Source organism: Curtobacterium sp. MCBA15_007, from assembly GCF_001864905.1.
In the GTDB taxonomy this organism is placed as follows: Bacteria; Actinomycetota; Actinomycetes; order Actinomycetales; family Microbacteriaceae; genus Curtobacterium; species Curtobacterium poinsettiae.
Genome location: NZ_MJGM01000001.1, coordinates 510,615 through 528,550, shown reverse-complemented (window position 1 = coordinate 528,550; position 17,936 = coordinate 510,615). Strand labels below are relative to the sequence as shown.

The window sequence follows — 17,936 nt, the reverse complement described above, 5'->3', positions numbered from 1 at the left end:
TACCGGGAGGCACGGCGTCGGCGGGCGCGGTTACCGGTCGTCCTTCGGCTGTCGCCACCAGGGCAGTTCGTCCTCGGGGATCTGGTCGGTGACGTCCCACTTCGCCGGTCGGGGCTGCTGCTCCCGCTCCGGTGCGGGCGCCCGGGTGTCGTGGACGACGTCGACGCGGTCCGCCTCAGCGGTCTCGTCCAGGTCGTCCCGGCCGGCGACGAACTCCTCGGTGCTCCACGGGAACGCGGGCTGGGCGTCGGTGGGCACGCGCGGCGGTGCTGCCGCGGGGGCGGTGGCCGTGGGCGGCTCGGGGGCGGGCTGCTGCGGCTCGGCGTCGGAGCCGGTCACGCGGCCGCGCAGTGCACCGGCTCGTCCCCGGACCCCCTCGGCCGCGCCGGCCAGACGGTCGCGCAGGCCGCCCAGGGCTGCTCGTCCGGCACCGCGTCGCACCGGTTCGGGCTCGGCGGCGAGGCGGTCGGCGGCCACCGCGTCGGTCTTCGCCCAGTCGGGGAGCTCGACGTCGTGGTCGGTGTCGCCGGCACGGGGTGGAGGCGTGGGTGCGGAGGCGGGGTCGGGTTCGCGGGCGGGGCGGGGCGGTGTCGCATCGGCCGGCTCGTCCCCGACGACCTCGCTGCCGATCGGCCCGGTCGTGTGTTCGGTCGTCGCGCGTTCGGTCGTCACCCGCGGGCGCGCTGCCGTCGACCCGTCGTGGGACTCCTCGACGACGAAGCGGTGCACGTCGGTGGTCCGTCCGGCCCCGGCCTGGTCGAGCGCGGCGAGCAGGGACCCCTCGCCGAGGTCTGCTCCGGCGCGCGCGGTGTCGTGGTCCTCGTCGGCCTCGTCCGCCTCGGTCCAGCGCTCGCGCCTCCACCCGCCCTCCGGCAGGCGGACGAGGTCACTGCCCGCGGCGAGGGCGATGATCGCCGGCAGGCCGACCTCGAGTGCGGCGAACCCACCGACCGCCAGGGCGTTCGGGCCGACGTCGGCCAGGCGTCCCGGGCCGAACGATCCGGACGACACCCAGGCGATGAGCCCCGTGAGCACGCCGGCGACGAGTCCTGCCGCGACGCCGCCGAACGCACGGTGCAGCGCGGAGTCGGCGGTGCCCAGGGCCCGCACCAACCGGGGCCGCATCGAGCCGCCGATCGCGAACCCGGCGATGACGGGCACCAGGATCCAGACGAGCCCGAAGGTGTGACCCGAGGTCGGCAGCGCGCCGAAGACCGGCAGGCCGGGGATCGGGCCCAGGGTCGTGGCGATCGGGGACACGCTCGACCCGGTGCCGATGGCGAACCCGGGGCCGATCAGCCACGAGGTCGCCCACCCGACGAAGTCCGGCAGGAACGCGAGCTGTCCGACGGTGAGCGCGACGCCGCCGATCACCCCGGCGTGCGACTGCTCGTACAGGGTGATGACCTCGGCGAACGAGGTGAAGAGCAGCAGGCCGACCAGCACCGCGGCCACGCCGACGACCACGGCGGTCGCTGCGGTCCCGGCGCGCAGCCCGAACCCGGCGACGGACCGCCAGACGGCTGGGACGCGGTCGACCAGGTCGATGACCCGCTGGGTGACGGCGTCGGCGGGCATGTCCCGGCGACGACGGCAGACCTCGGACGCGGCGAGTGCGGGGATCCCGAACCAGAGCGCCGGCAGCACCACGGCCTGCCAGAGCGTGGGGTGGGTGGCGGCGGAGGTCGTCGACAGCGCGACGGCCAGACCGAGGAGCGCGACGACGGCGGTGCCGACCAGCAGGCCGGTCGTGCGGTGCTCGGTCTCGGCGAACCGGCGTCCGGCACGGGCGCCGAGCCAGGCGGTCACGACCGCAAACCCGAGGGCCGCCAGGGTGACGTGGATGGGGTCGGCAGCGCCGCTGACCCCGGTGCTCTTGGCGAGTGCGGAACCGAGCAGGAACGAGACGTCGACGCCGTGCCCGACGAGCCAGACGCTGCCGGTGGCCTTCCAGAAGACGTCCCAGTCGACCTGCAGGCCGTACTCGAACCCCCAGAGCAGCGTCAGCGGCACGAGGGCGATCCCGATGCCGACGCCGACCGTCACGACCGCCTCGATCGCGGCGAGCAGAGCGGTTCCCAGGCGGTTCATCGCAGCGAGGATACGTGCCCCTCGCGCGGCCACCCCGGAGCCGCGCGGCTGCCGACGCAAAACACCGGTGTTCGCAGGACGAACACGCGCAAGACGCGGTTCACCCGACGAACACCGGTGTGTTGCGGAACGGGCTGGTCGCTAGCGGGCGGCGACGACCTCGCGCAGCAGCGCGGCGGTCTCGGACGGCGTCTTGCCGACCTTGACGCCTGCGGCCTCGAGCGCCTGCTTCTTCGCCTCGGCGGTGCCGGCCGAACCGGACACGATCGCGCCGGCGTGCCCCATCGTCTTGCCCTCGGGAGCGGTGAAGCCCGCGACGTAGCCGACGACCGGCTTGGTGACGTGCGCCTTGATGAACTCGGCCGCGCGCTCCTCGGCGTCGCCACCGATCTCACCGATCATCACGATGGCCTCGGTCTCGGGGTCGGCCTCGAACGCGGCGAGCGCATCGATGTGCGTGGTGCCGATGACGGGGTCGCCGCCGATGCCGATGGCGGTCGAGAAGCCGAGGTCCCGGAGCTCGTACATCATCTGGTACGTCAGGGTGCCGGACTTCGAGACGAGCCCGATCGGGCCCTTGCCGGTGATCGTCGCCGGGGTGATGCCGACGAGGGACTCCCCCGGGGTGATGATGCCGGGGCAGTTCGGCCCGATGATCCGGGTCGTGCCGCCCTTCGCCTTGGCGTGCGCCCAGAACTCGGCCGAGTCCTGCACGGGGATGCCCTCGGTGATGACGACGACGAGCGGGATCTCGGCGTCGATGGCCTCCGTCACCGCGTCCTTCGCGAACGCCGGCGGGACGAAGACGATCGAGACGTCGGCACCGGTGGTGTCGATGGCCTCGCGCACCGAGCCGAAGACCGGCAGCGACACGTCGCCGTGGGTGACGGTGGTGCCGGCCTTGCGGGCGTTCACGCCGCCGACGACGTTCGTGCCGGCCTTGAGCATCAGGGCGGTGTGCTTCGTGCCCTCGCCGCCGGTGATGCCCTGGACGATGACCTTGGAGTCCTTGTTGAGGAAGATCGACATGGTCAGTCCCTTCAGGCCGCTGCGGCGGCGAGTTCGGCGGCCTGCTCGGCCGCATCGTCCATGGTCGCGGCAACGGTGACGAGCGGGTGCGCTGCCTCCGCCAGGATCCGACGACCCTCTTCCACGTTGTTGCCGTCGAGGCGCACGACGAGCGGCTTGGTGGCCGCGTCGCCGAGGATGCCGAGCGCGGCGACGATGCCGTTCGCGACGGCGTCGCACGCGGTGATGCCGCCGAAGACGTTCACGAAGACGCTCTTCACCTGCGGGTCGCCGAGGATGACGTCGAGGCCGTTGGCCATGACCTCGGCCGAGGCGCCGCCGCCGATGTCGAGGAAGTTGGCGGGCTTCACGCCGCCGTGGCGCTCACCGGCGTAGGCGACGACGTCGAGCGTCGACATGACGAGCCCCGCGCCGTTGCCGATGACGCCGACCTGGCCGTCGAGCTTGACGTAGTTCAGCCCGTGGGCCTTCGCTTTGGCCTCGAGCGGGTCCTCGCTGGCGGTGTCTTCGAGGTCCTTGTGGCCCTCGTGGCGGAAGTCGGCGTTCTCGTCGAGCGAGACCTTGCCGTCGAGTGCCAGGATCTGGCCGTCGCCGGTGCGGACCAGGGGGTTGACCTCGACGAGGGTCGCGTCCTCGCCCTTGTAGACGTCGTAGAGCTTGACGAAGACGTCGGCGACGGCGTCCTGCAGCTCCGATGGGAAGTTCGCCTGCGCGGCGATCTCGAGCGCGGCGGCCTTGTCGATGCCGGTCAGCGGGTCGACCTCGACCCGGGCGAGTGCCTCGGGCTTCTCGACGGCGAGCTGCTCGATCTCCATGCCGCCCTCGACGCTGGTGAGCGAGAGGTAGGAGCGGTTGGCCCGGTCGAGCAGCACGGAGAAGTAGAACTCCTCGGCGATGTCGGCACCCTGGGCGACCATGACCCGCTGGACGGTGTGGCCCTTGATGTCGAGGCCGAGGATGGCCTGCGCGTGTTCGAAGGCCTCGTCCGGGGTCTTCGCGACCTTGACGCCGCCGGCCTTGCCGCGACCGCCGACCTTCACCTGCGCCTTGACGACCACGACGCCGCCGATCTTCGCGGCCGCCGCCTTCGCCTGCTCGGGGGTGTCGGCGATGATCCCCTGCAACACGGGGACGCCGTAGGACTCGAAGAGGTCCCTGGCCTGATACTCGAAAAGATCCACGCTGTTCTTCTTCCCGCACGGTTCGTGCGATCGGCATCGGTTTCCCGGTCGCGCACTCCACATCGAGGGTCGCTCGATGTCGAGACAACGGCCGCCACGCAGCCTAGCGCTGCTCGGTGGACGGCCGGTGCACGGATGCCGGAGCGGGCCGGCTCCGACGGGCGTGAGCCGCTGCGCGCATCGCTGGGACCGGCCTCAGGCTCCCGCTCGGCACTGTGGATCGGTGCACCCCGAACTCCGTACCCGCGCCACCGAGGTCTTCGGCTGGAAGCTCCGCCCCGACCAGGAGTCCGTCATCGACGCGGTCCTCGAAGGCCGCGACGCCCTGGCGGTCATGCCCACCGGTTCGGGGAAGTCGGCGATCTACCAGGTCGCCGGCCTCGGCCTGGACGGGCTCGTCGTCGTGGTCTCCCCGCTCGTCGCGCTGCAGGAGGACCAGGTGGTCGGGCTCGAGCACCATCCGGGTGCGCCCCGCGCCGTCGCCCTGAACGCCACGAAGAAGGCCCGGGACGTCGCCGATGCCTGGGACGCCGTGGCCGCGGGCCAGGTCGGCTACGTGTTCCTGGCGCCCGAACAGCTGGTGAAGGACGACGTGCTCGAGCGACTCCGCGATGCCGGCGTCGCGCTGGTCGCCGTCGACGAGGCGCACTGCATCTCGTCCTGGGGTCACGACTTCCGACCGGACTACCTGGCGCTCGGCGAGGTCGCGGAGCGCCTGGGCCGCCCGCCCGTGCTCGCCCTGACCGCGACGGGCTCCGCTCCGGTGCGGGACGACATCGTCGAGCGGCTCCGCATGCGCGACCCGTTCGTGCTCGCGTCGGGGTTCGACCGACCCGGCATCCGACTCGAGGTCATCCGGCACGCCGAGGACGCCGAGAAGCGCCAGGCCGTGGTCAACCAGGTCGCCGAACTGGACGGGGCCACGGTCGTCTACGTCGCCACCCGCGCCGCGACCACCGAGTACGCCGATGCCCTCGCCACCCGTGGTCGTCGCGCGCAGCCGTACCACGCCGGCATGCGCGTGGCGGAGCGCGAGTCCGTGCACACCGGGTTCCTGGACGGCGACGTCGACGTGGTGGTGGCGACCAGCGCGTTCGGCATGGGCATCGACAAGCCCGACGTCCGGTACGTCGTGCACGCCGACGTCCCGGAGTCGGTCGACGCCTACTACCAGGAGATCGGACGGGCCGGGCGGGACGCCGAACCGGCCGGCGCCACCCTGCACTACCGCGCCGAGGACTTCGGCCTGCGCACGTTCTTCGCGTCCGGCTCCCCCCGCCCCGCATCGGTGCGGGCCGTCTTCGACGCCGTCCCGCCCAGCGGCTCGATCGCCCGTTCCGCGCTCACGGAGGCCTCGGGGCTGTCGGCCCGCACCGCCGGCCGTGCGCTCAACGCCCTGCTCGACGCCGGCGCCCTGCGAGACGACGTCGACGGTGTCTCCCGGATGCCGGACGGCCCCCGGGACGCCGACCGCGCGGCTCGCGCCACCGCCGACCGAGCCGCCGAACGGGAACGGGTCGAGGAGTCCCGCATCGCGATGATGCGCCAGCTCGCCGAGACGACCGCGTGCCGCCGGCAGTTCCTGCTCGGCTACTTCGGCGACGAGCTGCCGGAGCCGTGCGGCAACTGCGACACCTGCTCGTCGGGCACGGCACGCGACGCCTCCGCCCACGTGGCCGACGGTGCGAACGACGCCGTCTGGCCACCGGATGCCCGCGTCGAGCACGCGGAGTGGGGCACGGGCGTGGTGATGAGCACGGAAGAGGACCGCATCACGGTGTTCTTCGAGTCCGCCGGTTACCGCACCCTCGCACTCGCCGACGTCGAGGAACGCGACCTGCTCGAACGCGTCTGACAGCGGCACGGACGGAGCACGGACGGAGCACACCGGCGGCCAGCGCACCAGCGCAGCCGACCCGGGCGGGGAAGGCGCGGCCGCTCGACCACCCGTCGGCGACCGCGCTCCACTCCCCCGAGCATCGGCGATGCTGCCGTGACGGCGTGACCGGGAGGTGACGCCCGGGTGAACACGACACGAAACCGGACAGCCGCCAAGCACCCGCGGGTAGGCAGGAAGCCCGCAACGGAAAGGAACCACCATGAGCGACCCCGGCATCAGCCCCGTCGACGACTTCGACTCCCAGCAGCGTCGCGACGACGACATCGACCGTGAGCACGTCGGCCCGTACGAGGTGGACGAGGCCGAGGAGTCGCTCGAGACCGTCACGAACGACGCGGTCGCCGGCGAGACGGTGGAACCGCAGCCCGGTGACGGCTCCGACGACGGTCCCACCGGCGGATCCCCGCGCGAGGGCTCGCCCGACCTGTGGGAGCAGGACGAGGAGCGCCCGGACCTCGGCGGCGACCTCGGCACGAAGCCGCTCTGACCAGGCTCCCCCGGAACACGGCTCGGTAGCATCGGGCCGTGTTCCGACGAGTCCGTGCCAGCGTCCGCAGCATGCCCTCGGCGGCGCGGCTGCTGGCCGTCGCGGTGATGCTGCTGGTCGCCGCCGCGGCGCACCTCGCCGCCCGCTCGGAGCCCGGTGGCCGCTGGGTCCCGCTGCTCGTCGCCGGCGTCCTCGGCGCGCTGGTCACCGGTTCCCCGACCCGCCTCTGGCCGCTCCCCGCGATCTGGCTCGTCGCGACGCTCCTCGCCCTGACCGGTGACGCGCCCGTCGACCCCGCCTCCGCACGGGTCGCCGTGATCGTCGGCGGAGTCGCGCTCCTGGTGGCGATCGCTGTGGACCTGCGACCCGTCCTGCGGGCGCGACGCCGACGGGGTGCGGCGTGACCACCCCAGGGCCTGGAGGCGCGGCGCACGGCCCGCACCGGGCCTCCCGTCCGTCTCCTGCGCACGTCCACGGCCGTCACCTGCGTCGGTTCCTCGCCGACAGCACACCCGTGGCCGCGGGCGGCCGCGCCATCCTGCTGCAGATCGCCGACCCGGTCGTCGCGGCCGGTGTCCGACGGCACTCGGACTTCGCCCGGCGACCCCAGCAGCGGCTCGCCCACACCCTGATGTTCATCTACGCCGTCGTCATCGGCACGGAGTCCGACTCGGCGACCGCGACGGGCTTCGTCAACCACGCGCACGGGCCCGTCGCCGGCGCCGACGACGTCGACCGGCAGCTCTGGGTGGCCGCGACCCTGTTCGACTCCGCCCGGCGGGCGCACGACCTGTTCGGCACGAAGGTCTCCGCTGCCCGGGCCGAGCAGGTCCTCGCCGCCTACGCGCCGATCGCGACCGCGCTGCGGGTGCCAGCGGAGCGCTGGCCGACCTCGGTGGCGGCGTTCGACCGGTACTGGCAGCAGACGCTCGACGGACTGCAGGTCACCGACGACGCCCGCGGGGTCGTCCGTGACCTGCTGCACCCGCGGTTCGCGCCGCGGTGGGTGCGGGCGGCGATGCCCCTCGTGCGCATCGTGACCGTGGGGATGCTGCCGGAACCGGTGCGCACGGCCTACGGCTTCGCGTGGGGGCGGCGCGAGGAGCGGCGCTTCCGGCGGACCGTGCGGGTGGTGGCCGGGGTGCGGGCGCTCGTGCCGCGGGCGCTGCTGCGGGTGCCGGGGCCGGTGCTGCTGTGGGCGATGCGGCGGACCGCCGAGCGACGCAGCGCGGCTGGTGGGGCTGGTGGCGCCGGTGCTGGTGGCGGTGGCGGTGCTGGTGCTGGTGCTGGTGCTGGTCAGCCTGCGAGCACGCGCACGGCGTAGTCCCCCACCATCACGACGTCACCGGGCCGGGCGATGACCTGCGCACCGCCCACGCTGGGTTCCTGGGCACCGGACGCGCGCACGACCACGGTGCCGTTCGACGAACCGAGGTCCTCGACAACCAGGCCGCCGTCACCCGTCGGCCGCATCGCGGCGTGCTCGCGCGACACCGACTTCCCCGGGTCGTCGAGCAGGACCGCTCGTCGCCCCGGCGCGGTCGGGACGCGTCGCCCCACGACCACGGGCTGGTCGAGCGGGACGACGTTGCCCGGGGCGATCTCGAGCACGAGGCGCGGCACGACCCCGATCGTGGGCAGCGGCTGCTCGGTCTGGACGACGGCGTCGGGTTCGTCGTCCGACACCGGGGCAGCGGGCAGCACCCAGGCGCGGGACAGGTAGCCGGCCTGCCGGTCGCGCTCGACGTCTGCACGCGTGACCGCGGGGCGCTTCGGCCCCTCGTCGTCCTTGCGGCGTCGTGCCACGGTGTCCCCCTTCATCATGGAGATCGTTCAGGAATGGTGCGGGCTGCAACGGGATCAAGTATGGTCGAGAAGCGCCGGGGGGCTCCCGGTACTTCACATACGCATCGGGAGGGCATGCGCCATGGCCAATGTCAACGTCACCTACGACGATCTTCGCAACCAGGCTTCGCAGCTTCGCAACGGCCAGAAGGCCATCGAAGACCAGCTGAGCCAGCTCAAGAGCCAGATCGACAACCTCGTCTCGTCGGGCTACGTCACCGACAAGTCCTCGAAGGCCTTCGACTCGACGTACTCGGAGTTCAACTCCGGTGCGACGCAGACGGTCCAGGCCATCGACGGCATGGCCGGGTTCCTCGAGAGCGCGGCGAACACGCTCGAGTCGACCGACGAGCAGCTCGCGTCCAGCATCGGCTGAGACCGGCTCTGAACGGTGGTGGCCGGCGTCTTCGGACGTCGGCCACTCCTCTCAGTATTACCACGTGACACCGGGGGAAGAGGAAGACATTGGCAGGCGGGACTCTGCGCTACCAGGGCGCGAAGATGCAGTCGCTCTGGAGCGACCTGAACGCGGTGAAGAACGAGTTCGACCACGCGGACCAGCACTCGGGTGACGCGGCGGACGCCGTTGGGCATGCCGCACTTGCGAACCGCATCCGGTCGTTCTCATCGGGGTGGGACAGTCACCGACGCGAACTCAGCGATTCCATCGAGAAGCTCGCGAAGCTCGCACTGAACGTCGATGGCGCCTTCGACGACACCGAATCGGAACTCGTCAAGTCGATTGCGAGCGAGAAGTGAGCGCGCTCGTGGCAGGTCCTACGGGCGATCCCGTTGCCGTTCAGGACATGGCGCAGCGCTACCACCAGATCGCTACCGCGATCAGCGACGCGGCCAGCACCCTCAAGCGACTGGACGGCTCGGATTCGGAGAGCAAAGCGGTCACCGCCTTCCTGAAAAAGGCAGGCGACCTCGCCGACAAGCTCGGGCGCGCCGAAGGCCGCTACTCGGGCACCGGAGACGCACTGTCCGAGTACGCGACGGCGCTCACTACGGCGATCGACGAGGCATCCAGTGCCACTCGGCTGCACGATCAGAGCGAAACCGAAGCGCAGTCCTCCAGCCGCTCCCATGACCGCTACCAGGACCTCGCGAACAGCTCCACCGATCCCGATCAGCAGCAGGAGTACCAGACACTCGCGGACACGCAGCGGTCGCGGGCCGATGGAGCACGAGCAGACGCGACCCAGGCCGCGAGCAGCATGCTTGCCGCCTTGGAAGGGCTCGATACTGCCGCGCAGCGCGCCATAGCGAAGATCGACGACAGCGTTGACGACGGCCTGAACGACAGCGCGTGGGACGACTTCAAGCAGTGGATGAAAGACAACGACGAGTGGATCTCGGTCGTCCTGAAGGTCGTGCAGTTCGCGGCGACGGTCCTCGCGATCGCTGCGCTGCTGTTCCCGTTGACGTCGTGGCTCGGAGCCGCCGCGCTCATCCTCATGGGTACGGCGTTGGTAGGCGACACCGCCAAGGCAGCGGCTGGTACCGGTTCCTGGGCGGACGTCGGACTCGACCTGGTCGGCATGGCGACGTTCGGTACTGGCAAGCTCGCCGTGTCGGCTGGTCGGACCGCGGTGTCAGAGGTAGGGATGTCGCGTGTCGGATCGCTCGTCCGAGGCGGGGACGACGTCGCGAACGCCGTCGTCCGGGTGAACCGGAGCTTCGAACGAGTCGCGAGCGAGGGGCTCCGTCCCTGGTACCGGTTCGCCGCGGCCGGTGACGAGGACATCGCTCAGATGGCGCAGTGGCTCAACCGCTCCCGTGTCGGCGCTGCAGGGCAGAGCGCCGAAGCGGTTGCGAAACTCCAGACCTGGATCCGAGTCGGGACCGGCGCGGGGTGGACCGGGATGGCGCTCGACGGGGGCGGATGGCTCAAGGACTACGTTCCCGCATGGAACGACTTGGCCAAGAAGACGACCTTCCGGACAGGCGCAGCGTGGTAGCAGCTGAGGCTGTCGCGAGATCGTACGCGATCGCCCTCCCTGCGGGCTGGATGCACATCCCTGTTCTGGATCGCGACAGCATGCTCGACCTGGTCGGGACCGTAGCGACCGCGCCGGACGAGCCTGGTTGGCGCGCTGCCGTCGGTACCCAGTTCGACACGGCGCTGGCGAGCGACCCGGACCACCGGCTCCTCGACACTTACATGACGCAAGGGCCGATCCCCACCACTGCCATCGCAGCGAACATCACTGTTGCGAAGGTCGAGGTGACCGCTTCGTCCGGGCACAGCCCTGAGGAACTCCTGCTCGCTCGGATGGCGAGAGGTCGTGCACGAGTCAGGTCGGTAGGAGGCTCGGTCTGCGTCGTCGACGATGCTCCACTCGACCCCGATGAGCCGGTGCAAGACGGCGTACAGGTCCTGGCCCGTCAGACGGCGCTGGTCCAGGTGCCAGGCAACGACACGTTCCTGCTGGGGCTGGTCTTCACGGTGGTGAGTGCCGTGACGGACGAGCACGGCCTCGACGCCGTGACCGCCGTGGTGCGTTCACTCACCGAGTTGTTCGATGCGCTCCTCGGGACGTTCCGTTGGCTCGACGGTGACGGCACCGTGATGTCCGCTGCCGACAGGGGACCAGCATGAATTCGCGAATCGCCACCGGAGTCGTGGTCGCTAACGTTGGACCCGAGTGGATCCTCGTACCCGGACGGGAGTCCTTCGCTTCCCCGGAGTTGCTGCAGGACTGGGCCGCGTCCACCGCACGGGCCAAGACACTCGCACGGCCCGAGGCCTTCGAGTGGCTCTCCCTGTCACTCACGGCAGTTGCCGCATCGAGCAACCCCGACGAACTCCGCGCCGTCTACTTGCCCTCCGCGGACGCGGACCTCGCCCTCGTCCGCGTCATCGCTGCCGGTCACGACACCGACACCGGAGACCTGGCTCTGGCCGTCGGGGTAGAAGACCCGGCAGCCATCGAGACCCCGATCGTCGAGCCCTTCACCGCGGCCGGCCTCGGAGAGGGTGTCCGCGCGGTGCGGTTCCACGTCGGGGGCGAAGACCGCTCCGTGACCGGGATCGTCTCGTACGCGTTCGCCGTCGCCGGGACTGTTGTCCGCGTGTCGTACGCCGACGCCGACCTCACCCGACTCACGAACCTGTCCGCGATCGTGGACGACTTCGTCGGAGCGATCACGATGCAATACGGTGAGCCACCGACCAGATGAGCGCGATGAGGAGCGGAATGCAGATCGCAGCCCCGGGGACCCATGAGACGTGGCTTCCCGTCCCGAACGACCTCGGCGGCGCGCCCGTCAAGAAGATCATGAAGTGGGCGCAACCGGCCGTGCGCGACGTCCTCCCCGGTCGCCTCTTCAGCCCGCATCCGAAGCAGATGTTCCTGCAGACGCTGCTGGGGTCGGTCGCGCAGGCAACCGAACCGAACGAGCAGTACTTCGTCCACCTCGCCGAACTCCCGGAAGAGGTGCTCATGGTGCGGGTGCGCTGGGAACCAGCCGAGCAAGACGTCTCCGCACAGCTCCGACGGCTCGTCGGTCCGGGCAACAGCACCGACGTCGAGATCGATGTCGCGGAGCCCGCCGTCATCACCCCAGGGGTTCAGGGGCTGCGCGCCGCGTTGAACCGTGCCGGGGAGCGAGTCGGCTGGGTTGCGGCGTTCGTGGTCGACGGCCTCGCGACACAACTCCGGATGGAGCTTCCACCAGAATTCATCCCGTCGCTCGAACCCGACGTCGAGTCACTCGCGCGTTCGCTCCGTGCGCAGTAGCGGTACCAGCCGAGGGTGTCGTCGAGGATGACGAGAACGTATCGTTTCCTCGACATCACGGACCGGAAGATGTCTCGTCGGGCGCAGGCCTGGACGCTTGCATCATTGACCGCGTTCGGGCTGACCGCGGTCTGCCTGTGGATCACGTTCCCGACCGACGGCACGCCGGAACGGAGCCGAATTGCCCTCTGGTGCACGTACGGCGCAGTCGGCTTCGGCTACTTCTGGGCCCTGGTCCTCGCCGAGCGGCCTGCTCGTCGGCAATTCCTCTCCGCTTCGTCGACCATCGTCGGCAGCCACATCGTCCTGGTGACGGCCCTCGACTTCACAGTCGTTCCGCCTGGCCGCCGGTTCGCGGTGGCGCTGGAAACGCTCGCGATCGGTCCGGGTCTCGGGATCGGGATCGCCTCGGCCGCGATCGTCGCGCTCATCGTCGTCGGAGCGATCATCATCGCCCTCGTCAGCGCGACCTTCATGTTCATCCAGGCCGCGCGTCTGCCGCGAGCCGACGCGCGTCGACGCATCCGCGCGTTCTCGGCAGCGGGTGCTGTGCTCGGCGGTGCGCTGATTGTCCTCTGCTCCGCCATCGCCCCCGACCCACCGGGCGTCGAGGTATCCCATCCCGGTCGCGGAGCCGGTGGGATGAGATTGGTCTCGCTCTTCCTGCAGTCGTTCGGGATCATCGGGATCCGGCCGGGGTGGTTCCCGATCAGCGTGGTCGTCCTGTTCGTCCTGTCGCTGGTCCTCGTGCTCCAGTTCCTCACGCGCCCGATGTGGCTTCCCCGAGCTGCCGATACCAGGAAGGTGCCCAGGAAATGACTCGACGCCGCAGGCGGAACACGCCGAAGAACCCGTGGTGGTCGTTCACACGCGACGCCCTGATCGTCCTCGCCATCGGCGTCGGCCTGTCGTTCCTCCCCGGCGGCAAGTACGACGTCGGTCCGTGGAACGGGGAGACGGCATGGCTCGTCCGGTACATCTCGTGGGCAGTCGCCGCTGGCCTCGGCGTTGCCATCGGGAGCCGACACATCCGCGGGGCACGGCGGTGATTCTGCGCCCGACGCACGACGTGACCGGCCTCGATTCCTCCACCGCGCCTCCACTCTGCAATCGGTGTCCACAGGAACGACCGGACCGTGCCTGCCGGACCGGGGAACCTGCGAGAATCAGGCCATGAGCGGCAGCATGACGCTGCGGGGGGCTTCGTCCGACCACCGCGCTGCGACCACGACGACCACGATCTCCGGTGCGGGGCGCTCCACGTGCGCCTGACGTTCACTGCGAGCCACCTTCCGTCGAATGCCTCTGCCGACTTCGTGGTGGAGTGCGACGAGGACACCCTGCTCGGCGAGATCGTCGAGGTCGTCGCCAAGCGGCTCGGCCAGGGAGCCTCGTCGATCGTGGACGTCGCGGTCGACTCCGTCCCGACCACCCCGCACGCGCGCATCGGTGATGGTGTGCTGCTCGAGGGCGCTCGGCTGACGTTCGGGGCACCGGCTCCGGTGCTGCCCTTGCCCGGTGACCTGCCGAGCGTCCGCATCGTCGGCGGTCCGGGTGCCGGCACCGTGGTGGTGCTCGACGCGGGCATCGCCCACGTCGGTTCCGCGCCTGATGCGACGGTGCCCCTGCCGGACCGCACCGCCCCGGAGTACGCCGCGATCCTGCGGCTCGATCTCAACCGTCGGTTCACGATCACCCCGACCGAGGGCTCCACGGTGCTGGTGGACCGCACCGAGGTCGACGACGAGACCCCGGTCGAACCGGGCAGCATCGTCACCATCGGCGACACCCTGCTGTCGGTCGCGGTGCCGGACGCCGACCGAGCGGCGATCACCCTGACCGCCGGTGGCGGCTCGCTCGACTACACCCGGCCGCCACGGCTCCTGCCCGAGGACCACCCGTCCGTCTTCAAGCTGCCGGCCGTGCCGGCGCAGCAGTCGCGGCGCTCCATCCCGATCATCGCGGCGCTGGCGCCGCTCGGCATGGCTGCCGTGATGATCTCGATCTTCCACAACGTCGCGTACCTCGCGTTCGGTCTGATGTCGCCGATCATCATGTTCGGCAACGCCTGGTGGGACCGCCGGAACGGCAAGAAGACCCACAAGCAGCGCGTCGCCGAGTACGAGGAGACGAAGAAGGCGGTCGAGGCGGACGCCCTGGAGGCAGTGGTCCGGTACCAGCGTGAGCTGCGGACGAGCGCGCCCGACCCCGCAACCGTGCTCGACGTCGCGTTGCGGCGTCGTGCCCGCCTGTGGGAGCGGCGCCGGACCGATCCTGACTACCTGACGCTGCGCGTCGGCACCGCTGACGTGCCGTCCGGCGTCGTGCTCGAGGACCCAGCGGCGCTCGAGCACCGTCGTGCGGTCGACAAGCTGGCAGAGGACGTGCCGGTGATCGTCGACCTGGGCGGGCAGGGCGTCGTCGGTGTCGCGGGTCGTGACGAGCACACGCGGCACCTGACGTCGTGGTTCGTGGCGCAGCTCGCGGTGCTCCAGAGTCCCCGTGACACGCAGTTCGTCGTGCTGACTGACGCCCGGTCGGACGATGAGTGGGCGTGGTTGCGGTGGATCCCCCAGGCCCGGCCGGGCTTCGGGCAGGACGCGGTGATCGCGATCGGCAACGACGCCGAGACGCTCGGCGCCCGGGTGGCCGAGGTCGGTCAGCTGATCGATGCGCGACAGCGGGCGATGCGTGAGTCCAACATGCGCGGCATCCCCGGTCCGGACGTCGTCGTCGTGCTCGACGGCGCCCGGCGGCTCCGAGCACTGCCCGGCCTGATCCGCATCCTCAAGGAAGGGCCGGCGGTGGGTGTCCGGGCGATCTGCATCGAGGAAGAGGCCCGGCTGCTGCCCGAGGAGTGCTCCGTCGTCGTCACCGTCGGACCGGAACGCATCCGGGTGGCTGCGCAGCGCCAGGCGACGGTCACCGACGTGCGGCCGGACCGGATCCCGGACGGCTGGTTCGAGACCGTCGCCCGCGCGGTCGCGCCGATGGTCGACGCCGACGACGAGAGCGACGCCGGCGGACTGCCCACCTCGTCGCGGTTGCTCGACGTCATGCTGCTCGAGCCGCCGACGGCCCGTGCGATCACCGGGAAGTGGTCGGTGCGACCGCGCACGACCGAGGTCGTCGTGGGCGAGAGCCTGGACGGCCCGTTCGCGTTCGACCTGCGGAAGGACGGCCCCCACGGCCTCGTCGCGGGCACCACTGGTTCGGGCAAGTCGGAGCTCCTGCAGACGATCGTCGCCTCGCTCGCGGCGACGAACACCCCAGAGGGCATGAACTTCGTCCTCATCGACTACAAGGGCGGGGCGGCCTTCCGCGACTTCGCACCGTTGCCGCACACCGTCGGCATGGTGACCGACCTCGACACGCACCTGGTGGAGCGAGCGCTCGAGTCCCTGGGCGCGGAACTCCGCCGCCGCGAGCACCTGTTGGCCGATGCGGCAGCGAAGGACATCGAGGACTACCTCGACCGCCTCGGTCGTGGTGAGCCGCTGCCGCCGATGCCGCGGCTGCTCATCGTCATCGACGAGTTCGCGAGCCTGGTGCGGGAGCTGCCCGACTTCGTCACCGGCCTGGTGAACATCGCCCAGCGCGGTCGGTCCCTCGGCATCCACCTGATCCTCGCCACGCAGCGTCCGACCGGTGTCGTCTCGAACGACATCCGCGCGAACACGAACCTGCGGATCGCGCTGCGGGTCACCGACTCGAGCGAGAGCACCGACGTGATCGACGCCGGCGACGCGGCCCAGATCCAGAAGAGCACCCCCGGCCGCGGGTACATCCGTCTGGGTGCCGGAGCTCTGCTGCCGTTCCAGTCGGGCCGCGTCGGTGGCCGTCGCCCCGGGCAGTCGACCCAGCGCAAGCAGGTCTGGGCCGGTGCCGTCTCGTGGTCGGCGCTCGGCACTGCACCGCCCGCACCGCCGAAGTCCGAGGTGCAGCACACCGACGAGCGAACGGACCTGCAGGAGCTCGTCGGCGCTGTCACCGCGGCCGCAGCGGAACTCGGCGGTCCGGCTCCCTACCGCCCCTGGCTCGATGCCCTGCCGGAGACGCTGCTCTTCACCGACCTGAACGACCGCGCGTGGGAACTCGACGACAGCACTGCCACGGATGCCAGGGTCGGGCCGCTCCCGTTCGCGCTGCAGGACTTCCCGGGCGAGCAGGCGCAGCGGGTGCGCAGCCTCGACCTCGACTCCGACGGGCACCTGTACGTCGTCGGCGCCCCGCGGAGCGGCCGGTCGCAGGTGCTGCGGACGCTCGCGGCGGCCATCGCCCGGAACACCTCGGCCGCCGACGTCCACGTGTACGCGCTCGACTGCGGCAACGGCGCGCTGCTGCCGATCCAGGCGCTCCCGCACGCCGGTGCCGTCGTCCAGCGAGTCCAGACCGAACGAGCCCAGCGGCTGCTGACCAAGCTGACCCAGGAACTCGCTCGGCGCCAGCAAGTGCTCGCCGACGGTGGTTTCGCCAGCATCGTCGAGCAGCGTGCCGCGGCCGTCGTCCCGGCGGAACGCCTGCCGCACATCGTCTTCATGCTCGACCGCTGGGAGGGCTTCGTCGGCTCACTCGGCGAGCTCGACCACGGCGCTCCGACCGACCAGGTGATGACACTGCTGCGCGAAGGCGCCAGCGTCGGGATCCACCTGGTCGTCACCGGGGACCGACAGCTGCTCTCGAGCCGGATGGCCACCCTGGTGGAGGACAAACTCGTCCTCCGGCTGTCGGACCGGGGCGACTACGGACTGGCGTCGCTGAACCCACGCAAGCTCCCGGAGCAGGTCCCCGACGGACGCGCGTTCGCCTCCGAGTCCGCGACGGAGACCCAGATCGCGCTGCTCGCCGCAGCCGGCACCGGGCAGTCGCAGGCCGCCGCCATCACGGCGCTCGCGACCTTCGCGACGGAACGCGACCGAGCCGTCGAACGCGCCCGACGTCCCTTCCGCGTCGACCAACTGTCCGGCCCCGTGCCGTTCGACCGTGCGTGGGAGATGCGCGACGACGACGCCGGCCTGTTCGGTCTGGTCGGCATCGGCGGCGACGACCTCACCGCGATCGGGCCTGACCTGGCCGCGGCCGGTTCGTTCGTCGTCGGGGGCCCCGCGAAGTCCGGACGCAGCGCCGTCCTGCTCTCGATGACCCGTTCGGTCCTGCGCGAGGGCGGCGAGGTCGTGCTCGTGACCCCGCGACAATCCCCCTTGCGCGGGCTGGCGGCGGAACCGGGTGTCCTGGCGGTGCACGAGGGTGCCGATCTGACCGAGGACGACCTCGCACCCCTGTTCGACGGGCAGCCTGGTCGACGCGTCCTGGTGATCGACGACGCCGAGCTCGTCAAGGACGCGCCGGCGAAGAGCTGGCTGCAGGGGTTCGTCAAGCGGGCGGCCGACAACGGTCAGGCGATCGTCGCCGCCGGACTGACCGCCGAGTTCGGTGTCGGGTTCACCGGCTGGCAGGTCGACATGAAGCGCAACCGCTCGGGTGCGCTGCTGAGCCCACAGGCGATCACCGAGGGGGACCTCCTCGGCATGCGCCTGCCACGGAGCAGCATCGTCGAGCGCGTCCAGGTCGGCTCGGCACTCGTGCACCTCGGCGACGGTGCACTCGTGTCGGTGCAGGTCCCCTCCCCGTGATCACACCGGAACAATAATTGTCAC

Annotated in this window: 17 protein-coding genes; 13 read left to right on the top strand and 4 right to left on the bottom strand. The window is 71.0% G+C overall.

Annotated features, from left to right (window positions below; translation table 11 throughout):
• Nucleotides 1-30 precede the first annotated feature (30 nt).
• The 3 genes from BIU95_RS02560 to sucC all read right to left on the bottom strand — a co-directional run bounded on the left by BIU95_RS02560 (nucleotide 31) and on the right by sucC (nucleotide 4,301).
• Complete coding sequence (locus tag BIU95_RS02560; protein ID WP_071250216.1) at nucleotides 31-2,091, bottom strand: DUF6350 family protein; 2,061 nt, start codon at nucleotides 2,089-2,091, stop codon at nucleotides 31-33.
• Nucleotides 2,092-2,232: 141 nt separating this feature from the next.
• Nucleotides 2,233-3,120: a succinate--CoA ligase subunit alpha gene (gene sucD / locus BIU95_RS02555; protein WP_071250213.1), complete on the bottom strand. Its 888-nt coding sequence runs from the start codon at nucleotides 3,118-3,120 to the stop codon at nucleotides 2,233-2,235.
• A gap of 11 nt (nucleotides 3,121-3,131) precedes the next feature.
• Complete coding sequence (sucC, locus tag BIU95_RS02550) at nucleotides 3,132-4,301, bottom strand: ADP-forming succinate--CoA ligase subunit beta (protein ID WP_071250211.1); 1,170 nt, start codon at nucleotides 4,299-4,301, stop codon at nucleotides 3,132-3,134.
• A 223-nt stretch (nucleotides 4,302-4,524) separates the two neighbouring features.
• On the opposite strand from sucC, the gene BIU95_RS02545 reads away from it, so the two are divergent.
• The 4 genes from BIU95_RS02545 (at nucleotide 4,525) to BIU95_RS02530 (ending at nucleotide 8,012) form a co-directional block, all read left to right on the top strand.
• The gene (locus BIU95_RS02545; RefSeq protein WP_071250209.1) at nucleotides 4,525-6,156 is read left to right on the top strand and encodes a RecQ family ATP-dependent DNA helicase; all 1,632 of its coding nucleotides are present in this window, start codon (nucleotides 4,525-4,527) and stop codon (nucleotides 6,154-6,156) included.
• Nucleotides 6,157-6,400: 244 nt separating this feature from the next.
• Nucleotides 6,401-6,688 carry a hypothetical protein gene (locus tag BIU95_RS02540; protein ID WP_017888156.1) on the top strand — a complete coding sequence of 96 codons (288 nt, stop codon included), beginning with the start codon at nucleotides 6,401-6,403 and terminating at the stop codon, nucleotides 6,686-6,688.
• Nucleotides 6,689-6,726: 38 nt separating this feature from the next.
• Complete coding sequence (locus tag BIU95_RS02535) at nucleotides 6,727-7,092, top strand: hypothetical protein (RefSeq protein ID WP_139179601.1); 366 nt, start codon at nucleotides 6,727-6,729, stop codon at nucleotides 7,090-7,092.
• Nucleotides 7,089-8,012: an oxygenase MpaB family protein gene (locus BIU95_RS02530; RefSeq protein ID WP_083389182.1), complete on the top strand. Its 924-nt coding sequence runs from the start codon at nucleotides 7,089-7,091 to the stop codon at nucleotides 8,010-8,012. Before BIU95_RS02535 ends, BIU95_RS02530 begins: the two co-directional genes overlap by 4 nt.
• Here the strand turns inward: BIU95_RS02530 and BIU95_RS02525 are convergent.
• The gene (locus tag BIU95_RS02525) at nucleotides 7,985-8,509 is read right to left on the bottom strand and encodes an FHA domain-containing protein (protein ID WP_161598103.1); all 525 of its coding nucleotides are present in this window, start codon (nucleotides 8,507-8,509) and stop codon (nucleotides 7,985-7,987) included. The genes BIU95_RS02530 and BIU95_RS02525 overlap by 28 nt on opposite strands.
• A gap of 106 nt (nucleotides 8,510-8,615) precedes the next feature.
• Between BIU95_RS02525 and BIU95_RS02520 the strand changes: the two genes are divergently transcribed.
• The 9 genes from BIU95_RS02520 to BIU95_RS02480 all read left to right on the top strand — a co-directional run bounded on the left by BIU95_RS02520 (nucleotide 8,616) and on the right by BIU95_RS02480 (nucleotide 17,912).
• Nucleotides 8,616-8,909: a WXG100 family type VII secretion target gene (locus BIU95_RS02520; protein WP_042539789.1), complete on the top strand. Its 294-nt coding sequence runs from the start codon at nucleotides 8,616-8,618 to the stop codon at nucleotides 8,907-8,909.
• A gap of 155 nt (nucleotides 8,910-9,064) precedes the next feature.
• On the top strand, nucleotides 9,065-9,292 hold the full coding sequence (locus tag BIU95_RS02515) for a hypothetical protein (RefSeq protein WP_139179600.1): 228 nt from the start codon (nucleotides 9,065-9,067) through the stop codon (nucleotides 9,290-9,292).
• Nucleotides 9,289-10,497 (top strand): putative T7SS-secreted protein, encoded by a 1,209-nt coding sequence (locus tag BIU95_RS02510; RefSeq protein ID WP_071250201.1) that lies wholly within the window; start codon nucleotides 9,289-9,291, stop codon nucleotides 10,495-10,497. Before BIU95_RS02515 ends, BIU95_RS02510 begins: the two co-directional genes overlap by 4 nt.
• Before the next feature lie 80 nt (nucleotides 10,498-10,577).
• On the top strand, nucleotides 10,578-11,138 hold the full coding sequence (locus tag BIU95_RS02505; RefSeq protein ID WP_175470706.1) for a hypothetical protein: 561 nt from the start codon (nucleotides 10,578-10,580) through the stop codon (nucleotides 11,136-11,138).
• Nucleotides 11,135-11,719: a hypothetical protein gene (locus tag BIU95_RS02500; RefSeq protein ID WP_139179597.1), complete on the top strand. Its 585-nt coding sequence runs from the start codon at nucleotides 11,135-11,137 to the stop codon at nucleotides 11,717-11,719. The genes BIU95_RS02505 and BIU95_RS02500 overlap by 4 nt, the downstream gene beginning before the upstream one ends.
• A 17-nt stretch (nucleotides 11,720-11,736) precedes the next feature.
• Nucleotides 11,737-12,279, top strand: coding sequence for a hypothetical protein (locus BIU95_RS02495; protein WP_071250193.1), 543 nt, complete (start codon nucleotides 11,737-11,739; stop codon nucleotides 12,277-12,279).
• A 27-nt stretch (nucleotides 12,280-12,306) separates the two neighbouring features.
• The gene (locus tag BIU95_RS02490; protein ID WP_071250191.1) at nucleotides 12,307-13,098 is read left to right on the top strand and encodes a hypothetical protein; all 792 of its coding nucleotides are present in this window, start codon (nucleotides 12,307-12,309) and stop codon (nucleotides 13,096-13,098) included.
• Nucleotides 13,095-13,328, top strand: a complete 234-nt coding sequence (locus BIU95_RS02485) for a hypothetical protein (RefSeq protein ID WP_071250189.1) — start codon at nucleotides 13,095-13,097, stop codon at nucleotides 13,326-13,328. Before BIU95_RS02490 ends, BIU95_RS02485 begins: the two co-directional genes overlap by 4 nt.
• Nucleotides 13,329-13,598: 270 nt before the next feature.
• Nucleotides 13,599-17,912 (top strand): FtsK/SpoIIIE domain-containing protein, encoded by a 4,314-nt coding sequence (locus BIU95_RS02480; RefSeq protein WP_205123970.1) that lies wholly within the window; start codon nucleotides 13,599-13,601, stop codon nucleotides 17,910-17,912.
• Nucleotides 17,913-17,936 lie beyond the last annotated feature (24 nt).